The sequence below is a fragment of the Mucilaginibacter aureus genome (assembly GCF_053514885.1).
In genome coordinates, this window is record NZ_CP170601.1 from 3,413,250 (window position 1) to 3,433,777 (window position 20,528).

20 protein-coding genes are annotated in these 20,528 nt (G+C 45.1%); 11 read left to right on the forward strand and 9 right to left on the reverse strand.

Annotation, left to right across the window (positions count from 1 at the left end; all coding sequences use genetic code 11):
- Position 1: 1 nt before the first annotated feature.
- The 3 genes from ACFGVR_RS14660 to ACFGVR_RS14670 all read right to left on the reverse strand — a co-directional run bounded on the left by ACFGVR_RS14660 (position 2) and on the right by ACFGVR_RS14670 (position 3,385).
- Positions 2-1,855, reverse strand: a complete 1,854-nt coding sequence (locus ACFGVR_RS14660; RefSeq protein WP_448698061.1) for an outer membrane beta-barrel protein — start codon at positions 1,853-1,855, stop codon at positions 2-4.
- Positions 1,852-2,433 (reverse strand): RNA polymerase sigma factor, encoded by a 582-nt coding sequence (locus ACFGVR_RS14665; protein WP_448698062.1) that lies wholly within the window; start codon positions 2,431-2,433, stop codon positions 1,852-1,854. Before ACFGVR_RS14665 ends, ACFGVR_RS14660 begins: the two co-directional genes overlap by 4 nt.
- Before the next feature lie 172 nt (positions 2,434-2,605).
- Positions 2,606-3,385 carry a hypothetical protein gene (locus ACFGVR_RS14670; protein WP_448698063.1) on the reverse strand — a complete coding sequence of 260 codons (780 nt, stop codon included), beginning with the start codon at positions 3,383-3,385 and terminating at the stop codon, positions 2,606-2,608.
- Positions 3,386-3,632: 247 nt separating this feature from the next.
- Here ACFGVR_RS14670 and ACFGVR_RS14675 point away from each other — a divergent pair, with 247 nt between their 5' ends.
- From ACFGVR_RS14675 to ispG, 3 genes are all read left to right on the forward strand, one after another.
- Positions 3,633-5,123: an alpha-L-fucosidase gene (locus tag ACFGVR_RS14675; RefSeq protein WP_448698064.1), complete on the forward strand. Its 1,491-nt coding sequence runs from the start codon at positions 3,633-3,635 to the stop codon at positions 5,121-5,123.
- A gap of 29 nt (positions 5,124-5,152) precedes the next feature.
- Positions 5,153-5,902, forward strand: a complete 750-nt coding sequence (locus ACFGVR_RS14680; protein WP_448698065.1) for a heparin lyase I family protein — start codon at positions 5,153-5,155, stop codon at positions 5,900-5,902.
- Positions 5,903-5,984: 82 nt separating this feature from the next.
- The gene (gene ispG, locus ACFGVR_RS14685; RefSeq protein ID WP_448698066.1) at positions 5,985-8,018 is read left to right on the forward strand and encodes a (E)-4-hydroxy-3-methylbut-2-enyl-diphosphate synthase; all 2,034 of its coding nucleotides are present in this window, start codon (positions 5,985-5,987) and stop codon (positions 8,016-8,018) included.
- An 81-nt stretch (positions 8,019-8,099) separates the two neighbouring features.
- On the opposite strand, the gene ACFGVR_RS14690 is transcribed toward ispG, so the two are convergent.
- Complete coding sequence (locus tag ACFGVR_RS14690) at positions 8,100-8,399, reverse strand: hypothetical protein (RefSeq protein ID WP_448698067.1); 300 nt, start codon at positions 8,397-8,399, stop codon at positions 8,100-8,102.
- Between the two features lie 250 nt (positions 8,400-8,649).
- Here ACFGVR_RS14690 and ACFGVR_RS14695 point away from each other — a divergent pair, with 250 nt between their 5' ends.
- Positions 8,650-9,756, forward strand: coding sequence for a sensor histidine kinase (locus ACFGVR_RS14695; protein ID WP_448698068.1), 1,107 nt, complete (start codon positions 8,650-8,652; stop codon positions 9,754-9,756).
- A complete protein-coding gene (locus ACFGVR_RS14700; protein ID WP_448698069.1) occupies positions 9,753-10,481 on the forward strand; it encodes a LytR/AlgR family response regulator transcription factor in 729 nt (242 codons plus the stop codon). Before ACFGVR_RS14695 ends, ACFGVR_RS14700 begins: the two co-directional genes overlap by 4 nt.
- Here ACFGVR_RS14700 and ACFGVR_RS14705 read toward each other — a convergent pair.
- The 3 genes from ACFGVR_RS14705 to ACFGVR_RS14715 are packed head-to-tail and all read right to left on the reverse strand — an operon-like array spanning position 10,456 to position 11,831.
- The gene (locus ACFGVR_RS14705) at positions 10,456-10,629 is read right to left on the reverse strand and encodes a hypothetical protein (protein WP_448698070.1); all 174 of its coding nucleotides are present in this window, start codon (positions 10,627-10,629) and stop codon (positions 10,456-10,458) included. The genes ACFGVR_RS14700 and ACFGVR_RS14705 overlap by 26 nt on opposite strands.
- Positions 10,630-10,634: 5 nt before the next feature.
- Complete coding sequence (locus ACFGVR_RS14710; protein WP_448698071.1) at positions 10,635-10,967, reverse strand: hypothetical protein; 333 nt, start codon at positions 10,965-10,967, stop codon at positions 10,635-10,637.
- 30 nt (positions 10,968-10,997) lie between these two features.
- Entirely contained in the window at positions 10,998-11,831 is an 834-nt protein-coding gene (locus ACFGVR_RS14715) for an alpha/beta hydrolase (protein ID WP_448698072.1), read from the reverse strand.
- 108 nt (positions 11,832-11,939) lie between these two features.
- On the opposite strand from ACFGVR_RS14715, the gene ACFGVR_RS14720 reads away from it, so the two are divergent.
- Positions 11,940-13,160, forward strand: coding sequence for an MFS transporter (locus ACFGVR_RS14720; RefSeq protein WP_448698073.1), 1,221 nt, complete (start codon positions 11,940-11,942; stop codon positions 13,158-13,160).
- Between the two features lie 32 nt (positions 13,161-13,192).
- On the opposite strand, the gene ACFGVR_RS14725 is transcribed toward ACFGVR_RS14720, so the two are convergent.
- Positions 13,193-13,561: a DoxX family protein gene (locus ACFGVR_RS14725; protein ID WP_448698074.1), complete on the reverse strand. Its 369-nt coding sequence runs from the start codon at positions 13,559-13,561 to the stop codon at positions 13,193-13,195.
- Positions 13,562-13,752: 191 nt separating this feature from the next.
- Here ACFGVR_RS14725 and hemA point away from each other — a divergent pair, with 191 nt between their 5' ends.
- Both hemA and ACFGVR_RS14735 read left to right on the forward strand, forming a co-directional pair.
- Positions 13,753-14,982 carry a glutamyl-tRNA reductase gene (gene hemA / locus ACFGVR_RS14730; RefSeq protein WP_448698075.1) on the forward strand — a complete coding sequence of 410 codons (1,230 nt, stop codon included), beginning with the start codon at positions 13,753-13,755 and terminating at the stop codon, positions 14,980-14,982.
- 76 nt (positions 14,983-15,058) lie between these two features.
- A complete protein-coding gene (locus tag ACFGVR_RS14735) occupies positions 15,059-15,553 on the forward strand; it encodes a hypothetical protein (protein WP_448698076.1) in 495 nt (164 codons plus the stop codon).
- Here ACFGVR_RS14735 and ACFGVR_RS14740 read toward each other — a convergent pair.
- On the reverse strand, positions 15,550-16,161 hold the full coding sequence (locus ACFGVR_RS14740) for a hypothetical protein (RefSeq protein WP_448698077.1): 612 nt from the start codon (positions 16,159-16,161) through the stop codon (positions 15,550-15,552). The genes ACFGVR_RS14735 and ACFGVR_RS14740 overlap by 4 nt on opposite strands.
- A gap of 158 nt (positions 16,162-16,319) precedes the next feature.
- Here ACFGVR_RS14740 and hemC point away from each other — a divergent pair, with 158 nt between their 5' ends.
- From hemC to hemL, 3 genes are all read left to right on the forward strand, one after another.
- A complete protein-coding gene (hemC, locus tag ACFGVR_RS14745; protein WP_448698078.1) occupies positions 16,320-17,927 on the forward strand; it encodes a hydroxymethylbilane synthase in 1,608 nt (535 codons plus the stop codon).
- Positions 17,928-18,021: 94 nt separating this feature from the next.
- Entirely contained in the window at positions 18,022-18,993 is a 972-nt protein-coding gene (gene hemB, locus ACFGVR_RS14750) for a porphobilinogen synthase (protein WP_448698079.1), read from the forward strand.
- Between the two features lie 117 nt (positions 18,994-19,110).
- Entirely contained in the window at positions 19,111-20,481 is a 1,371-nt protein-coding gene (gene hemL / locus ACFGVR_RS14755) for a glutamate-1-semialdehyde 2,1-aminomutase (protein ID WP_448698080.1), read from the forward strand.
- Positions 20,482-20,528: the final 47 nt, after the last annotated feature.

Below are 20,528 nucleotides of genomic sequence, written 5' to 3' on the forward strand. Positions count from 1 at the left end.
GCTACTTTTTAGCCTTGTTTAGCTTAAATCCCACACTAAATAAAAACGAACTGCCATTGGTGGTGTAACTCCCCAGCGACGAGCCAACGGTTACACCTTTTAAGCTGGTAACATATGCGGCGTCGAAAATAAAGCGCCCGGTTTCAAAGCTTACACCGCCCGAAAGGCCCATACTGAGGCTTTGCGTATAGTTGGTAGCGTTAATAGTTTGGATAACGCCTGCGTAATACGCCGAATCTTTTTTTAGCTTACCTGTTTGGAAGGTGCTAACGCCATTTGCCTGTTTAACCGGCAGGCTAAAAACAGGCCCGGCTTTGATACTGATACCCGCAGCAGGCCTGAACACCAGGTTCAGTGGTACATCAATAAAATAGAGCTTACGCGAGTCGCTCATGTCGAGCGTTTGCAGCGTGTCTTTTTTACTTTCGTTTTTATGTGAGTAAGTGCCCGATACATTTTGCGGGTTTAGTCCCCTGATACTTAAGTTCACCCCCCATTTATTGGAAAAATTATAAGTAGCAAATAAACCGAAATACAGATCAACCGGGAAACTGCCGTAAAAATTGGCGTTTTGACTTTTCCCTGTAAAACTCCCCGATGAATTTACACCCGCCAGTATGCCCCAGTCAACTTTTGAGTTTTTGGAGCCTGATGCTGCTTTGTTGTTAGCATTTTTAGCGGGCGGGGTATTACCTGGCTCATCTTTAAATTTATCTGTCAATGACGATGGTAAAGCAGGTGCCTGGTATTGCTCTGCTTTCAGGTTGGCTCGTATTGCTTCTGTTAGCACTGTGTTTTCACCATTGCTGTTTTTTACGGTTGTATTGCCACCCGCACCTAAAACAGGGGCAGTTGGATCCGTGTGCTGCTCAGTACCTGTTTTATCGCGCTGATCCCTTTTGCCCGAAGGGATGTTTCTGCCTTTTTGTGATGTTTGGTTTGTGCGCAATGTATTGTTTGCCGCTAATGTGCCCGGGTATACCGTACGCCCTCTTCCATGTCTTGCAGCGGTATTGTTATTGTGTAAAGCACTAGTACCTGCGCGGTTATGCAAACCTGCACCGCCGCCGGTCCTTGAAGATAAACGCGCAGGCGGCACCACACCGCGACCGGATATTTTACTGGATAATAAACCCGGCCCTGTTTTTTTAATGGTATTGTTATTGACTGAGCTGCCGTGCGTATTTACTACATTACCGTTAAAAACAGGGCTGCCCGAACCTGCTGCAGTTGTATGATTACCAGGCACAACAGGTTTTATTTTATTACTGGCTGTGCCGTTTTGGGTACGATTAATAGTTGTATTGTTATCAACCAACGCAGTGTGCCCGGTTTTGGCGGTTGAGTTAACAGGTTCGCTATTACCCGTATTGGTTACCGTATTATAATTGTTTTTGGCTTTCGCCGATGGCGCGGTTTGAGTTTTATTGGGACTTGATGTAACTGTATTGCTGTTGTTCAGATCAGCCGCAGCTTGTGACGCATCCAAACTATCGGCATCAGCCTGGCTTAAATTAACTGCTTTCGATTGCGCATTGCTGTTGCTATCCTTAATGGTTTTAATTGTTTTTTGTTCGGTACGGCTTTTGGTGGCAATGGTTTTTATCGCGAAATAGGTAAGGGCAGCCACACCAAGGGTAACTAACAATATCGAAAACAGCTTAATACCCGACATACCAGCCGCGCCTGCTGTTCCGCCGTTGCCTGCCGCCGGGTTACCCGTGGTTGGAGCAGGTATAGGCATATGCATATCCAGCATGGCTTGCATATCCAGCCAATCGTGCTGTGCATCATCGCTGATGCGAAGCTGATCGCGTTTCTGGCAAAGCATCAAATGTAATTCCCTGTCTTTCATTTTGCCTTGTTACTCCTTTCCTCCGGCAAATCGCCCTGGTATGTTTCGAGCAATTCTCTTAATTTTCTTTTCGCTTCGGCTAAATGCCAGCGCGATGTACCCTCGCTTATATTGAGTTGTTCGCCAATCTCTTTATGCGTAAAACCATCCATTACCGATAAGTTGAAAACAGTTTGTGTGGCAAATGGCAGCTGGCGGATGTTGAAGAGGATATCCTCGAAATATAGTTTATCCAAAACCGATGGTGGTATTAAAACATCATCATGGTCCTGAATATGAGGTGTAAGCGTACTGAATTTTAATTCTTTACGGCACAAGTCGATAGCCGTATAGATCATGATCTTCCTGATCCAGCCGCCTAACTCGCCTTTTTCAATATCAAAGTTGTTAATGGATTGAAATACCTTTAAAAAGCCGGTATTGAACGCCTCTTTGGCCAGGTCCTTATCGGGAATATAGCTGTAACATACCCGTAACATATCAGCATAAAAAAACTTGTACAAAGCCTCCTGAGCCGTACGGTCGTTATTTTTACATCGAATTACCAGATCTTCAGCCTGCTTTTTAGATAGATTCATTCAAAAAAATGCATTTTTTTGAAATGCCCGAAAACTACTCTTCGCAGGCAAACCGCTAAACGTTGGGTCAAAATAAAAATAATCTTTTCAATCCGGCGAATTTGCTCAATATAACAAAACAGGCCGGTCAACTTTTGGGTGATTGCCGGCCCGTTTGTTATCCCTGAATTAGTTACCTGGTGATGTGCAGAGGCGCGATGGTAACGCCACTGGTATAGACCCAGTTAAAGTTAATATCGGTAGCTGTTATAGTAACACTGCCAGTATAAGTAACACCGTTTAAACCAACGGTTAAAGGATAGGTGCCAGATGCTAAATAAGTATTTTGTATGGTTTGTAAAAACGGAATAGCAGGCGAGGTAATGGTGGTATTCCCGGTTTGGCAATTTATTGTTGCCGGTTTATACATGTCGATAAAATTAATACCGAAGTGGCCGCTGGCATCAAGGCTGTGTGTATAGTTCAATAAGCTGTTACTGCACTGGTAAGTATTAGTGGTTTGGGCGGTAAAGTAAACGTACGCGCTGTCGCTTTTGCTGCTTGGCGAATAGTGGGAGTGCAGCGTGATCTGATCGCCAGCTATTGAAATATGGACAGCTGCTCCGTTTGCAGGCGGCGGAGTGGGGTTATACACCTCGTTTGTTACGGTGATTAAATAAGTGTACGATGCTGCGCCCATTACACTGGCCATTACGGTATAATTACCGGCCTTGTTAAAATTAACAATAGCATGATTGTGAGAGCCGATCATCCAATTGGAGCCCGATGGTGTAACGGTCCACGCTATCGAATCAGTAGCCGAGGCGCCAACCAGTTCAAGCGAGTCGGTTTGACCAATTTTAACAGTGGCGTGAGTAGCATCCAGATGCTCGGTAACATAGCCGGTTTTTGTACAGGCATTAAAAGTAAACAGCAATCCGAAAAAGATGGCGAGGTAAGTTAAAGTTTTCATTTTCAATTTCTTTAGGTGATGGATAATTGTTGATTTTAATACATCATCGTAAAAGAGTCGGCAAACGTTGGGAGGGTTGAGGCTTTTATTTGCTCCCACAAGTTTTTCTTCTGCCGCAGGGCACTGTGGCGAGCCGGCCTTTGTCAATTATGCTGAATACAATGTTATTTAAGCGTACCATCTGAAAGGGGATGGCGTAATATATTTGAGAGATCTAAATACCAGCCAATTATTTAAACCAATAGATATGAAATATAAATACATGTACTGTATCGCCTTGCTTTTGACGGTTAACTTTTCGGTTAGTGCACAAAAAAAGGATAAAGAGACAGTGGCAGCAGAGCATGGAATGATAGGCGCGGGCGACGAAAAGGCCGCTACACATAACATGAACCCCGATGCGCAATGGTATCCCGAAGCAGGGTTTGGTTTATTTATCCATTGGGGCCTGGCCTCTGTTAAAAACCTGGATATTTCATGGCCCATGATCCCCGGAAGGTCGTTGGTTGACAAAAAGCTGGATTCGGCAGAATTGGTTCGGGTTGTTACCCAAAAAGATTATAATTTAAATGGTAAGCCCCCGGTAATTACACCAAACGAATACTGGGCAATGGCCAAAAGCTTTAACCCGCAAAACTATAACCCCGAACTATGGATCAAAGCCGCCAAAGCTGCGGGTTTTAAATATGCGGTGTTAACCACCCGGCATCATGAGGGTTTTGCCATGTGGCCAAGTGCTTACGGAAATTTCAGTACAAAAAACTATATGGATGGCCGCGACCTGGTGAAGCCATTTGTTGACGCCTGCCGCAAATACGGCATGAAAGTGGGGCTGTATTATTCGCCGCCAAACTGGTATTTCGATCGCGATTATATGACGTTTTTATATGGCAGAGTATACACCAACAACCCGGGCCTTCCGCAGGTTGATGGCGATCTTAATCCACGTACAGAAAAAAAATCGCCGGCCGAAATTAAGGAACATCAGGCAGCGTACCTGGCTATGGTTAAGGGGCAGGTTGAAGAATTATTGACCCGATACGGCAAAATAGACCTGTTATGGTTTGACGGAAAAGCGCCGGTGCCCAATGGCGCCAATGCGATAACACAGGAAGAGATCCACCGCCTTCAGCCGGGTATTGTGATGAACCCGCGTATGCATGGTAAAGGCGATTTTATCACGTTCGAACGTAATCCGCCCAAAAGCGACCCACATACCTGGGCCGAGTTTTGCAACACCTGGACCAACAGCTGGGCAAACAGCAACACCATCCCGTTCCGCTCAAACGCGTTTGCATTGGGCGAGTTTGTTGCTGCGCGGGCATGGGGTGTAAACTACCTGCTTGGGGTAGGGCCAACAGCGGATGGTATCTTTCCTGATGCAGTTTATAAAAACATGAAAGTTATAGAAGGCTGGATGAAACTGAACGGGCAAGCAGTTAACCAGGTGCAAAGGCTGCCTGCTGCCGAAACCGCATCAGTACCTGCCACCGCAAGCGCAAATACCAGGTATTTATTTGCGATACCTAAATTTAAAAACAATGGTAAATATGAAGAAGACAGGCTGCCTGCCGAAGATGTGGTGCTTACATTAAATACTACATCGGCACCAAAGTCGGTTAAATTACTGGCCTCTGGCGATGAACTGAACTTCAAATACGCTAATCAGCAAATTTCAGTTAACCTGCCCGCAAATAAAAGAACCAACCTGGTTGATGTGGTTAAAATAGAGTTATGAAAAATGAATCAGCGTCACCATAGTAAAGCATGTCGTTAAAGTTAGTATTGGGTGGTTTAATGGCTACGCTTATGTGCGTTACGCAAATTAGGGGCGATGCCATGTTTTTTTATTATCGTGTAAAAGCATCGGCAGATACTTTGCTTTGGAACGGCGATGCCAGGTTGGGGCAGCATGTATTTAAAGTATTAGAAACCGACAGTATAGGCATCATTTCGGTAGTAACAGATCCGGAAGAAGGCAAGGTTTGGAAATTGTATAAACCCATTAAAAACCATCGCACGGAAGTGCACGCTGCCCGCGATTTTACGGCCGTTGAAGGTGATGATATTTACATAGGTTGGCGCTCCAAACTGGATATACCCGAAAACGCGCCAACTTTTGCTATTTTTCAGTGGAAAGCTTATGGTAATGATATGTATCAGAATTTCCCGGTAGTGCTTAAAACATTGGCAACCGGCGAAATTCAACTACAGTATGCGACACCCCAAAAAGTTCATATAGGGATCTGGGCAACTCCTCTAAAACGTAATGTTTGGAATAATTATGTGCTCCATCTTAAAATATCGCGTAAAGCAGCTATAGGTTTTATTGAGTTTTGGTATAACGGGGTACAGCAGCAGCTTGCCGGCAATTCATTCCGTTATTATGGCTGCACACTGGACGCTGACCGTTGCGACCCGAAATGGGGCGTATACGGGGGAGATGCCTATACCATAACCAATTATGTAACCAAGCTCAAAATCGGTTCAACCTATGCCGATGTGGCGCCGCAATAACTGTTAAAAGCACGTAAAATCAGGCTAAATAAAACTTATTTCCGCTTTACGGGGATAGGCTGTTAATACTTACCTTTGCACTATGGATGCTGAAGCGATAAAAACTTTAAAAGGGCGTTACTGTAATTCGCTAACTACTTATTCGCGTTTTATAACCCGCGAGGTTAATATTGGCGATGTGCCGATGGGTGGCAACAATCCTATCCGCATACAAAGCATGACTACCACCAACACCCTGGATACCATAGGCACGGTGGAGCAAAGCATCCGCATGATTGAGGCCGGCTGCGAGTACGTGCGCATTACCGCGCCCAGTATTAAAGAGGCCCAAAACCTGGCCGATATAAAAAAAGAACTGCGTGCCCGCGGCTATAATACACCGCTGGTTGCCGATATCCACTTTACCCCCAACGCAGCCGAAGTTGCTGCACGTATTGTAGAAAAAGTGCGTGTTAACCCCGGCAATTACGCCGACAAAAAGAAATTTGATCAATTAACTTATACCCCATCCGAATACCAGGCCGAGCTCGATCGCATCTATAAAAAATTTGCGCCGCTGGTAGCCGTTTGTAAAGAGTATGGTACGGCCATGCGTATTGGCACCAACCACGGTTCGTTAAGCGACCGAATCATGAGCCAGTACGGTGATACCCCTCGGGGGATGGTTGAATCGGCAATGGAGTTTATGCGCATGTGCGAGGATATGAATTATTATAACCTCGTTATCAGCATGAAATCGAGCAATCCGCAGGTAATGGTGCAGGCCTACCGTATGCTGGTTGAAAGCATGGTTGCCGAAGGCATGAACTACCCGCTGCATTTAGGCGTTACCGAAGCCGGCGACGGTGAAGACGGGCGCATCAAATCGGCCGTAGGTATCGGTACATTGCTCGAAGATGGCCTGGGCGATACCGTCCGCGTATCCCTAACCGAAGAACCTGAATGTGAGATCCCCGTAGCGCAGGCGCTGGTGAAAAGATATGTGGAGAGAGGTGAAGCACAAGGCGAAAGGCAAACGGCAAAAGGAAAAAGCCTTTCACCTTTCACCTTTGACCTTTCAGCTCACTCACCGTACGAATACAAAAAACGCGAAACATACGAAGCCAACGCCTTCATAGGCGGGCACATGGTACCGCGTGTAGTGGTCGATCTGTCGGCAGCTAATTTAAAAGATCCATCTGTGCTTAATGATGCCGGGTACTTATACAATAACCTGCTTGATAAATACAACATGGCCGAGCAGTCGGTTGATTTTGTTTACCTGGCGGGTGAGCTGCCATCATTCAGCTTTCCTGGTAACCTGAAGCAACTATATAACTACCAAACCTGGCAAAAGTTAGCAAGCAAAACCAACTGCCACCCGGTTTATAGTTTAAGTGAATATGTAAATACCGCAGAACGCGACCATGCGCTTAACCTGGTACGCGTTAAAGCAGGCGATATTGATGGTGATGATTTTGCATCGCTGCCGCTGGATAAAACTTTGCTGTTTGTTTTGGAGACCGATGCTGAGAATGGTATGCAGGATCAGCGCTCTTTCTTTTTCAGGATGGAAGAGTTAGGTTTGAATGTGCCGGTGATCATTAAACGCAGCTATCCGGCCAACGGGTTTGACCTGACCAAAACCGGTGAGATCACCAGCAATGAAGAACCTTACTCAAAACTGCAGCTTTATGCCGCTACCGATATGGGGGCATTACTGGTTGATGGTTTTGGCGACGGCATTTGGATAGACACACCGGCTATCCCGGCAAAAATAATTACCTCAACCGCTTTTGGCATATTGCAGGCAACCCGTTCGCGCATCTCAAAAACCGAATACATATCGTGCCCAAGCTGTGGCCGCACTTTGTTCGACCTGCAGGAAACCACGCAGATGATCCGCAGCCGCACATCGCACCTTAAAGGCTTAAAAATTGGCATTATGGGTTGCATTGTAAATGGCCCCGGCGAAATGGCCGATGCTGATTATGGCTATGTAGGTGCCGGTCCGGATAAAATTACCCTGTATCGCGGTAAAGAGGTAGTGGAGAAAAACGTAAGTGCTGCCAACGCTTTAGATCACCTGATCGATATTATTAAAACCGATGGCAACTGGATAGATCCAGCTGTATAGCCTGCTAATACAATCGGGTTTAAATATAAAAAGCCCCCGGCTACCGGGAGCTTTAACTTAAACGGGTTAAAAAAAATTGACTTACCGAGAAAGTTCCATTGCGAGTATAGGCTCGCTGTGTTTTTTTCCGTCCAGGGCTACCTGGAGGGTGTTATTCAATGCTATGCGGGTATGATTATTATCAACTTTAAGTTTTTTACCCGAAACGGTTTCCTGGTAAATTAACTCGTTGCTTAAATTATAAAACCTGATGGTGCTTTGTTTAGGCGTTTGTTTGGTGCTTTCAATTACCCAGTAACCATTACTGCTCATCGGTACTTTTTGGGCGTTTGCAAAGTGGCTTGCAATAACTAATAACAGTATGAATAGAATCTTCTTCATGATATTTAAATTTGCGTTGTATTTGTTTGACGGATCAAAAATATATCGCCCTAAATACACTTTATAATACTGCCGACACTCGAAATAGTTACAGCGGCAAACAGCATTTTCTTATTAATCAATGCCGTTAGTGAGTTTGTTTGTACTGAAACAGGCTATGGTATGCAGTTGGTGCCCAATAAAATGCCGTTTGTCGACAATTGCTGCTTTACGGGCATCAATTTGCCTGATATAGTGTAATTTAGCTGTAATGAATACCCAGGTGAAATTTATGGGCGTAAAACTGACCAGAATAGCGGCGCATCTGCTGTTCTGGGCAGCGGTGTACCTGTTTTTTGCGTTCATGTATTCGGTTAAAACCACTTTTAGCATCGCAGCGCGCAATGGCATATTTTATATGCCTGTCCACATGGGGTATTTTTATACGGTAGCTTATTGGTTGATGCCCCAATATCTTATTCGCGGGCGTTATGTTGCTTTTGCAGGTTTGATGATCGTGCTGGCCTGCATAGTAGCATTGCTGGGCAGGGTTGTAGATATTTTAATCAGCGACCCTTATATCATCGGGCATGTAAAAAACGTGGACTGGGATTATATTGAAGAAAGCAAATTAGACTTCTGGACACGATTGATCATCCCGTTCAACTTTGCCAACTCGGTTAAGGTTACCAACATGATGGTTTGGGTGGCGCTGGGCGTTAAATTGTTTAAACTTTGGTACGAGCGTAAACAGGCAGCCCTGCAAGCCGAGCTAAAAGCATTAAAAGCACAGGTACACCCGCATTTTTTATTCAATACCCTTAATAATTTATACGCGCTTACGCTGAACAACTCGCCCAAGGCGCCGGGAGTTGTGATAGGCTTGTCGGATATGCTGCGTTATATGCTTTACGAGTGTAATGCCGATAAGGTAAACCTGAAAAAAGAGGTATTGATGCTGCAGCATTATATCGGGCTGGAAAAGATCCGGTACGAAGATCGGCTCGATCTCAATTTTACCATTACGGGCGAGCTTGACGATAAGCTGATAGCCCCGCTTGTACTGCTGCCTTTGGTTGAAAATGCCTTTAAACACGGCACCGGCGAAAAGGTAGGAGCCACCTGGATCAATATTACCCTCGAAGTAGTTGCTAATAAACTGAAGTTTAAAATATCAAACAGTAAACCTGATGTTGACGATGAGGATAAACATCATGGTTTTATTGGTTTGCAGAATATTAAAAAACGGCTGGAGCTGCTTTACCCCGCATCATACCAGTTAAAGATTATGGATGAGGACGAGGTGTTTTTGGCCGTGCTCGAGCTTGAACTGCAAACCGACCCGCAACCCACAGCAAAACCCCTGGTAAGAGCATGAAGACACGCACCCTGATTGTTGATGATGAGCCGCATGCTATTGAGGTTATTGAAAATCACTTGCAAAAATTTGAGCAGTTTGATGTGGTTGGTAAATGTAACGATGCTATACAGGCCTTCCAGCTGCTGCAGCAAAAAAGCGTCGACCTGATATTTTTGGATATTAAAATGCCGGGGATGAAAGGCACCGATTTTTTAAAGAACCTGAAAAATGCGCCTAAAGTTATTTTTACCACCGCCTACAGCGAATACGCCATTGATGCCTTTGAACTCAATGCCGTTGATTATCTGTTAAAGCCTGTTTCTTTCGAGCGTTTTTTTAGGGCCATTGATAAAATATACCAGTTAAACGACCATAAAGGCAACGCGCAATTGGTACACGAGAACCCGGTGGGCGACCGTGAGTCATTTTTGTACCTTAAGGTAGAGCGTAAAACCATCAAAGTAAACGTTAAAGATATTTTATGGATTGAGAGCCTGCGCGATTATGTGAAGGTGGTAATTAAAGACCAGGTATATATTACCAAACAAAAGATCAGTCTGCTTGAAGAAATGCTCCCCGAAAAGGATTTTATCAGGATACACCGATCGTTTATCGTCGCCACTTCAAAAATAACCTCATTTTATTCGGGCAGCATTGAGATCGACCGTCATGAATTACCGATAGGGCGTAATTATAAGCAGGATGTGCAAAAGAAGCTTAAGGCTGATGGGTTCGGGTTTTAATAGATTTTCTTCTATCCTGCAAAAGTTTTTTTACATCTTCATGCATAATAAAATTGCCTGCTTCGATCTCTAAATTGGCAGAGTCTAATTCCTCATCATATCCATCACTTTCGTAATGATCGTCGTTATTGTTAGGAAGTAAATTCATATTCATCAATTTAATGGCGTAAACCCGGCAAACATATCGCTTGCTTCCTTTAGGGTATTTAACGGCACGCAATCACAGCATTCGGCAAAAGCGGCCCATATTTTATGCACCTCAGGGTTGCTGTGTGCCTGTTTAATGGCATCTACACTCAGCCATTCAAAAACTTCGATAATGGTGCCATCGGCAGCCTCGCAGATCACGGGTTTCCGGTCGGTAACCAGGCCGAGCTTGTGCAGGTCGGGTACGTGGCTGGCCACTAAAGCCTTTAAGGCTTCCTGTTTACCTTGTTTGGGTTTATAAGCTACAATCACTACTGATGGTCCGGTTACGCTGTTCATTGCTGATGGATTTGATGAAAGTAAAAATACTTATTGCTGTTTCAAAAACCTCACACTCTCATCGCAAAATATCGCCAGTTCTTCGGGCAGGGTTTCATGCGGGTAGGGGTGGCTGGCGCCAAATACATGGTCGCCGCCGTGAATGACCAGCAGCTGCGCATCAGGCTGCGCAGTTTTTAATTCTTCGGCATGTTTTAAAGGCACGCTCTTATCGGCATCACCATGTACCAGGAGCCAGGGCTGTTTAATGTGCGCTGCCTTTTCGGCGATGTTCAACTTAACCGGGTGATGGTTCAGATCATCGAGCAAGCTGATCTTTAATGGCATTTGCTGTTTGGTGCGGGTATTGTGTATATACATAATGCCCTGTATCTTCCATTGTGCCTCATTGGTTTTGGGCCAAAGGTTGCGAAAGCCTGATATCGAGGCAAAGGTGATCAGCTTTTCAACCCTGCTATCATTGGCCGCCGTAATAATGCTGATGCCGCCGCCCATGCTATGGCCTATTAAACTTACTTTTTTAGCTGCCGGTATGGCCGAGCCGCCGCAGGCAAAATCGATCACGTACTTCAGATCCTGCAGTTCGATGGAAAAAGTATTATCCGCGAAAGCGATCAGGTCGGCAAACTCGGTCGGGTTATCAGTAGTCGTTCCATTATGCGAAAAGTTGAATTTGAGAAAGCGGAAACCGTTTTCGGCGAAATACCTGGCCACCAGGTTATGCGTGCCCCAGTCTTTAAACCCTTTAAAGCCATGTACAAGTATGACCAGTGGCGCGTCAGGGTGAGCGGTATCGAAGGTGAGGTCCATCAGCATATTGCGGCCTTTGGCGCCTGGAATGGTATAGATTTCTTTTTTGATCACGGTTATCTGAAAATATATAGGTAAAGTTACAAAGCTATTTGATTAAACCGCGGTTGATAAATGCGATCAATACTTATATTTACACCTTAAGCAAAACCGAAACATTAAATGACATCCAATTCTTCCGATCATAAATACGTACATCCCATCGCTTTTATGTTCCTTATTTTACCTTACGGCATTGTGTCGGGGTACGTAACGGTGACACTGGGCTTTTTATACTCCAAAGCGGGCATTTCGTTAGATCACGTAGCGGCTTTAGCAGGTGCAAGTATTTTGCCGGCCATTGTTTCGTTTTTATGGGCCCCATTGGTGGATACAACCTTATCAGTAAAACGTTGGTATTTACTGGCGGCTGTAACTGCCGGCCTGGGCATACTGATTACAGGGATATTACCCATTAAAGAAAGCAGCCTGCCATTTTTGATACCCATTGTTATTTTAACGGCATTCGCATCATCGTTTGTAAGCATTACCACCAACAGCATGATGGCTTATGATACGCCCGAAGATATGAAGGGCAGGGCAGGTGGATACCTGCAGGCGGGTAATCTTGGCGGGGCGGGTTTGGGCGGCGGTGTAGGGCTTTTATTGGCCCACCACTTAAATTCGGGCTGGATACCCGGCGCTGTTGTAGGTGCCGTTTGTGCGTTAAGTTGCCTGGGTTTATTTTTTGTGAAAGAACCAAAGGTTACTATCCGTGCCGAAAAACTGGGCCGTTCATTCGTCAACCTGTTAAAAGACTTGTGGGCCATGATCCGTTCGCGGGCAGGTTACCTGGCTTTGTTTTTATGCCTTTTACCAATAGGTACAGGCTCGGCAGCCAACTTATGGGCTGCAGTTGCCAAAAGCTGGAGCGCCGGCGCCGATGTGGTAGCCCTGGCTACAGGTTTGGCCAGCGGCGGCATTACTGCGCTGGGTTGTTTGCTGGGCGGCTGGATATGTGATCGCATCGATCGTAAAATGGCCTATGTGCTGTTTGGCCTGCTGGCAGGCGTTTGTACGGTAAGTATGGCCTTAACACCCCATACCGAGATGATGTATATTGTTTGGACATCAACTTACGCTATCACCACCGGCCTGGCTTACGCAGGCTATACCGCCTTTGTGCTCGAAGCTATTGGCAAAGGTGCCGCCGGTACCAAAGTGAGTGTGTTTACCGCACTCTCCAACTCGCCCATATACGCCATGACGATTATTGAAGGCTGGGCCTATACCAAATGGGGCGCTAACGGTATGCTTTATACCGAAGCCGTTGCCGGTGCTGTGGCCGTCAGCCTTTTCCTTATTGTGCAAGCCGTGGTAAACCGAAAAAAAATCATAGCATAGTCGCCTACGGCTGTAATCTAACAGTCATTTAATTAAGTCCGCGTATACCACCACGCCCACCATATCAGTAATCCCTGTAAAGGTATACGCAGCCAGGCAATAAGCGGTGTGATCTTAAAATTGCCCAGCATCATCGGTGCGTGCACTATCATATCGATATGCACCGGTAAAAAGGCGAGGAGCATCAAAATAATGCCCCAGGCGGCTAACGGCCGGGTTTGGGCGAACATCAGCATCATGCCGAAAGTGATCTCAAAAATGCCCGCTAAGATGTTAAGCAACCCTGGCGCCGGTAAATACGTAGGAATAATGTGTACATAGCCGGCCGGGTTACGGAAATGGTTTATGCCCGAAAGGATGTAGAATATAATGAGAATAACAAGGCTGAGTTTTTTAATCATTTGTACACATGTACGTTATAAAAACAATTTAAGATTAAAAGTTTCGGAATTGTTTTTTAGTTGTAATATTGGCCCCAATATGAGTTTAAACGCCAATTTATAACCATTCTAAATTGAGTTTGTTTGACAAAGGGTTGACATTGCATCCCTGTAAGGATATTACTTTTGTTGCGTCTTTTATACTAACTGGTTTGAAGTATTTAAAAATTATAGCATTCACGCATAAACAGATCGAACTGAAGGAGCTGGGTAAACTGGTTATTTGTCAGGAAAATTTGACAGATAAACTTCAACAGGTTAAAGAGCAATTCCAAATTCCCGAAATATTTTATTTAGCTACCTGTAATCGCGTGGCCTTTGTACTGGCTACACCGCAAGTAATAGATAAAGAATTTACCAAAAAATTTATCGATGCTTTACAGATAGGCATTTGTAACCATTATATGGGCACCTTTCTGGACGGCGTTTCGATATACAGCGAACAGGAAGCTTTGAACCATTTGCTGCGTACATCGTGCTCGTTAGAGAGTTTGATCGTGGGCGAAAAAGAGATCCTCGCACAGATGCGCAAGGCCTACGAATGCTGTAAAGCAGAAGGCCTTACCGGCGATTATCTGCGCATGGTGATGGATAGGGTCGTCAAAACAGCAAAAGAGGTTTATACCGATACACACATATCGCGAAAACCAATTTCGGTAGTATCGTTAGCTTACCGCAAACTGAAAGACCTGAAACTATGGTCGAACGCCCGGATACTCATCATCGGCGCAGGCGAAACAAATCGCAACATCTCCAAATACCTTCAGAAACATAAATTTTCAAACTTCTCGGTTTTTAATCGCACCCTTTCAAAAGCACAAACACTGGCTGTTGACTTAGGCGGCGAAGCGTTTGACCTTGACGAGTTGAAGAGCTATAATAAAGGTTTTGATGTGATCATCACCTGTACATCGGCAACGCAGCCTATCATCACACCCGAGATATACCGTACTTTACTTAACGGCGAAACCGGCAAAAAAACCATCCTCGACCTGGCTATCCCTAACGATACCGACCCGGCAGTTTTAGAACAATTCCCGGTACACTTTATCGAGGTACACTCGTTAAACGAACTGGCTAAAAATAACCTGCAGGAGCGCTACCAGGAATTGGTACATGCCGAACGCATTATTGAAGAGAACATCCGCGAGTTTATCCCGATGCTGAAACAGCGCCGTATTGAGGTGGCTATGCGCGAAGTACCGCAAAAGATCAAAGAAATTCGGCACAAGGCATTAAACTCTGTTTTTGCCAACGAGGTGCAAACAATGGATCAGCAATCGCGCGAGGTGCTCGAAAAGATCATGGATTACATGGAGAAAAAGTACATCAGCGTACCCATGGTAATGGCCAAGGAGATCTTTGTGAACGCCAATAATTGATTCTTGTCTTAACACCTTTCTTACATTCCTTATTTTAAATTATTTTTATTGCGATATAAAGCAGTAGTAATAGTTTATGGATGATCACTCAATTCCTGAAGAAACCAAAATTTACTACTCAGTAACATCTACACTTATTGGGTTGGGTGGGAGTATCGGTGTAATTGTTTTGGGGATTTTTATTGCTGTTGACACGCACGAATATATTGGTAGCACCCTAACCACCATATTCGGCTTTGTATTACTTTGGTTTACCTATAAACGATCTAAAAACAAGGCACCGCAAATAATCATTAATAAACTGGGTATTGAAACCGCTGCAGCCGGCTTTTATCCATGGACAGAGATAGGGAACGAAATAGTTACCCGTGAGATGCGAGATAAGGATGAATTGATTTGTTTAGAATACGATTGCCCAAACGGGCACGAAGAGTTTAACATAGGCGACATGGATATCAAGCCCGATGACCTTGCCGTTTTGTTAGTTACTTATCGCGAGCGGAGCGGCCAGAAATACAAATACGATAAAAACTATTTGGGTCTCAATAAATCTGCCGACTACAACAATTAAGCGTCAGCCAATTCTTCTTCCTCTTCCTGCTGCGCAATATGTTTGGCAACCATCCGCCTGTAAATATCCAGCAGCAGTATAATGATCAGCACGGTAAAAGCCATCGTGTTGGTACTGATGTTTTCGCCATCGGCCGAGCCGGTATAAGTAAATTGCGTATGCGTTTCAAACCAGCGCATAGTATACAGGTAGCCATAATATGCTGATAGTTTAGCCGCTAAAAAACACACCACCACATACCTGGCAATGCCATATTTGGCAGTAGTAAAAAAGTTGTGTTCATCAATATGATGGATATAAAAAACTACCAGGATATAAACCATGATGGTGAATATCTTACTTAAAAGATTTTGATTGTTAAAAACCAGCAGCAGGTAGTCGGCCGTGGAGTTAACGTTCACGCGGATATAGTCAACATCCTGGTGGCGCAGCAAAACGGTGTTGTTTTGCTGGTGGGTTTTAAAATCGACAGATTCCTGCAAGGGCGAGGCCTTTAGTGCCACGTTTGGATAGCGAGTTTTAAGCAGCGTCGCAGTTTGCATACCTATGCTGCAAATCAGATATAACTGGATAAGGTAAACGGCAATTGTTTTAAGGTTAAGCTGCATAATTGGCGGTTATGCTCAATAATAATTAATATTGACAATTAAAGCAAAACAGTGCTGGAGAAAAATAAAATTTTAGGTCAGCAAATCATCACATTGCAACAAAAATTGGACTGAAACATAATTTAAAATTACATTTGCGATAAATAGAAATTATCCCTTTGGACAGAAAACTGGTAATTGGTACACGCGGCAGCGAGCTTGCTTTATGGCAGGCTAATTTTGTTAAGGATGAACTGGCTAAAAACAATATCGAGGCCGAATTAAAGATCATTAAAACACAGGGCGACCGTATACTCAATTTAAGTTTTGATAAACTTGAGGGCAAGGGCTTTTTTACCAAAGAACTGGAAGAAGAGCTATTGGAAGGTACCATTGACCTGGCGGTGCACTCGCACAAAGATCTGCCTACCGAAAACCCGCCGGGGCTGATCATCGCCGCCGTATCTGAGCGCGAGGATCCGTCGGAACTATTGCTGATACTGAAAGATTGTGTTGATGTGCATCAAAAGCTATCGGTAAAATATGGCGGTATTGTAGGTACGTCATCCAATCGCCGTAAGGCACAATTACTGGCCGTGAGGCCCGATCTGGAAATTGAAGACCTGCGCGGTAACGTACCAACCCGCATCAATAAACTGCGTAATGAGCAGTACGATGCCATTATGATAGCCAAAGCAGGCGTATCGCGTTTAGGTTTGGATCTTGACGAATTTTACGTAGAAACCTTATATCCAACCGAACTGATACCTGCGCCTGCACAGGGCGTACTGGCCATACAGATCCGCGAAAGCGATACTGAACTGTTTGAGGCTTTGCAGGTATTGCATCACCCCGATGTTGCCGAAGAACTGGCCGTTGAGCGCCGTATGCTGCAGTTGTTTGGTGGCGGCTGCCACTTACCTTTAGGCTGCTACTGCCGCAGGCACGATGGCCTTTTCCAGGTGTTTACCTCGAAGGCTGATGAAGGCGACGAGTTTCCGGACCGGTTGTTTATAGAAACTGATACTACTGCGGGCCTTCCTGAAAAAATAGCTTCGTATTTTAATAAAGACCGTGAGTTTTTTAAATCGGTTTTTATTTCGCGCGACCTGTCGGAACACAGTTATTTCCGCAGGGCAATTGAAAAACTGGGAGTAATGGTTGAGGCACGATCGCTGATACGTACCGTACCTGTAATTACCACGCTCGATCCGTATATACTGCGAAATGTGGATTGGATATTTTTTACCAGCAAAAATGCGGTAGAATACTTTTTTGAATTAAAGCCAGCATTTTCTAAAAAAGTAAAATTCGGGGTAATGGGCAGCGGGTCAGAAGATACGCTGCGCCGCCACGGCCATTTTGCTGACTATACCGGCGAAGGCATTGATACCGCCGATGTGGCCAGCGATTTTGCACAACTGGCAAACGGTACCACGGTGCTGTTTCCGGGTGCCGAAAATCCGATGCGCAGTATACACCAGGGCCTGTCGACCGATACGAAGATCATCGACCTGCCGGTTTATGAAACAGTGCTTGATGAAGATGCAGAAATGTCATCGGCTGATGTGCTGGTATTTACCAGCCCGTCAAACGTAGATGCTTATTTTGCCGATAATTTGCTGATACCACATCAAAAGATAGTTGCCATTGGCAAATCAACCGGGAAAAAGTTTGACGAAATGGGTGTGAAATACATCCTGCCGTTCTCGCCGGATGAGGTGGGATTGGCAGAAGCGGTGTTTGGGATTGGGCCAGTGACACCCCTGGCAGAAACAAAAGATTGAAGAGAGTCCATAGTCCATGGTCGATAGACCATAGACTTTTTTGATAAATAAAATAAACCATGGTCCATTGACTATCGACCATGGACTTAGAAAGATGTTACAAAGACCACGCAGGAACCGAAAAAGTGAAGTGATACGCCAGATGGTGCAGGAAACGCATATTAGCCCTGCTAATCTGATCTTTCCGCTGTTTATTGTTGAAGGGAAGAATGTGAAGACCGAGGTGGCATCCATGCCGGGTATTTTTCGTCACTCGATAGATAACCTGCTGCGCGAGGTTGAGGCTTGCGCTAACCTGGGGTTAAAATCGTTTGATCTGTTCCCCAACATCGAGGAGTCGTTGAAAGATAAATACGCCACCGAAAGCTGCCGCGATGAAAGTTTGTACCTGCGCGCTATTCGCGAGGTGAAGAAGAACTTTCCTGAAGTATGTGTGATAACCGACGTGGCGATGGACCCATACAGCAGCGACGGCCATGACGGTTTGGTAGAGAATGGTGAAATACTGAATGATGAAACCCTCGAAATATTAGGCAAAATGGCTTTGGCGCACGCGCATGCCGGTGCCGATATCGTTGCCCCGTCGGATATGATGGATGGCAGGGTAGGGTATATTCGTAATGTGCTGGATGATCATCAATTTACCAATGTGTCCATCATGTCGTATTCGGCCAAGTATGCCAGTGCTTTTTATGGGCCATTTAGGGATGCTTTGGATTCGGCACCTAAATTTGGTGATAAAAAAACCTACCAGATGAACCCGGCAAACCAGCGCGAAGCATTGATAGAGGCCAACCTGGACGAGCAGGAGGGAGCCGACTTTTTAATGGTTAAGCCCGCTTTGGCTTACCTGGATGTGATAAAACTATTAAAAGATAATACTGAGCTGCCAATTGCGGCATATAACGTGAGCGGTGAATACGCCATGGTAAAAGCAGCAGTGCAACGCGGCTGGTTAAATGAGCAACGCACAACGATGGAGATTTTAACAAGCATCCGCCGCGCGGGCGCAACGGCGATATTAACGTATCACGCTAAAGAGGTTTTAGAGAAGGGGTGGCTGTAAGAGAGGTAAAAGCTTAAAGGCGAAAGCTGAAAGCGTTTGAATGGTTTGACAATATATATCAATTTAATATGAAAAGGGCCTTTAAGCTTTATGCTTTCAGCCTTTAGCCTAAAAAAGATGTTCGATTCAATAAAGAAAATATTTTCGGGTAACGAGGGCGATCTGCCGGTAAGTACAGTTGGTAAACCCGATATCAGCAGGGAAAAATCTGCCGAGCTGTATGAAAAAGCAAAGAACTATTTCCCGGGTGGGGTAAACTCGCCGGTAAGGGCCTTTAAATCGGTTTATGGTACGCCGCTGTTTATCAAAAAAGGTAATGGCTGCCATATCTGGGATGCCGATGATAACCAGTTTATTGATTTTTGCTGCTCGTGGGGGCCGCTTATTTTGGGTCACAACAACGAGAAAGTCCGCGAAAGCGTTATCGCAACCATGCAGAACGGCATGTCGTTCGGTGCGCCTACAGCTTTGGAGAACGAACTGGCAGAACTGATCCTGAAAAATAATAAGTACGTTGAAAAACTGCGCTTTGTAAGTTCGGGTACCGAGGCCGTAATGTCGGCGATAAGGGTGGCCCGCGGTTATACCAAACGCGACAAAATATTAAAATTTGAGGGTTGCTACCACGGCCATACCGATGCCTTGCTGGTAAAGGCAGGTTCGGGTTTGGTAACCTTTGGCGAAACATCATCGGCAGGTGTGCCAAAAGGTTTTGTTAATGAAACCATTGTGGTATCATTAAACGATCGTGAGGCATTAACCAAAGCCTTTGAAGAATTTAAGGACCAGATAGCCGCGGTTATTATTGAACCGGTACCGGCTAATAACGGTTTGCTTTTGCAGGATAAAGAGTACCTGCAATTTTTGCGCGACATTTGTACTACCAATGGCACGCTGCTGATATTTGACGAAGTGATCTCGGGTTTCCGTATTGGTTTTGAGGGTGCTGCGGGTTATTACCAGATCAAACCTGATATGGTAACCTATGGCAAGATCATCGGTGGAGGTTTGCCTGTGGGCTGCTATGGTGCATCAAAAGAGATCATGGCGCATGTATCGCCTGATGGCGGCGTTTACCAGGGCGGTACCCTGTCGGGTAACCCGGTAGCCATGTCGGCGGGTATAGCGCAATTAACCGAATTGTTGCGTATGGGCTTTTACCGCGACCTGAACGGCAAAACCGAAGACTTTGTACAATCGGTGCAGCGTTTTGCTACGGCACGTAACTATAAGTTCAGGATATTTTCTATCGGCTCTATATTCTGGTTCGCCTTTACCGATCAGGAAGCTATCCGTAGCGCCGAAGAGATCGACCCGGCAAGTATGGAGAAATTTAAGGTACTGCACCGCGAGTTATTGAACCGCGGCGTATACCTTGGCCCGTCGGGATACGAGGTTGGCTTTATTTCGTCGGCACACAACAAAGTAGAATTAGAGAAAGCTAAAAGAGCTATATTTGAAAGTTTAGACGTTGTATTCGGTAAATAAAGCAATGAAAACCATGGTGAGATATAAAAAATAAGCAAGCCTCATCA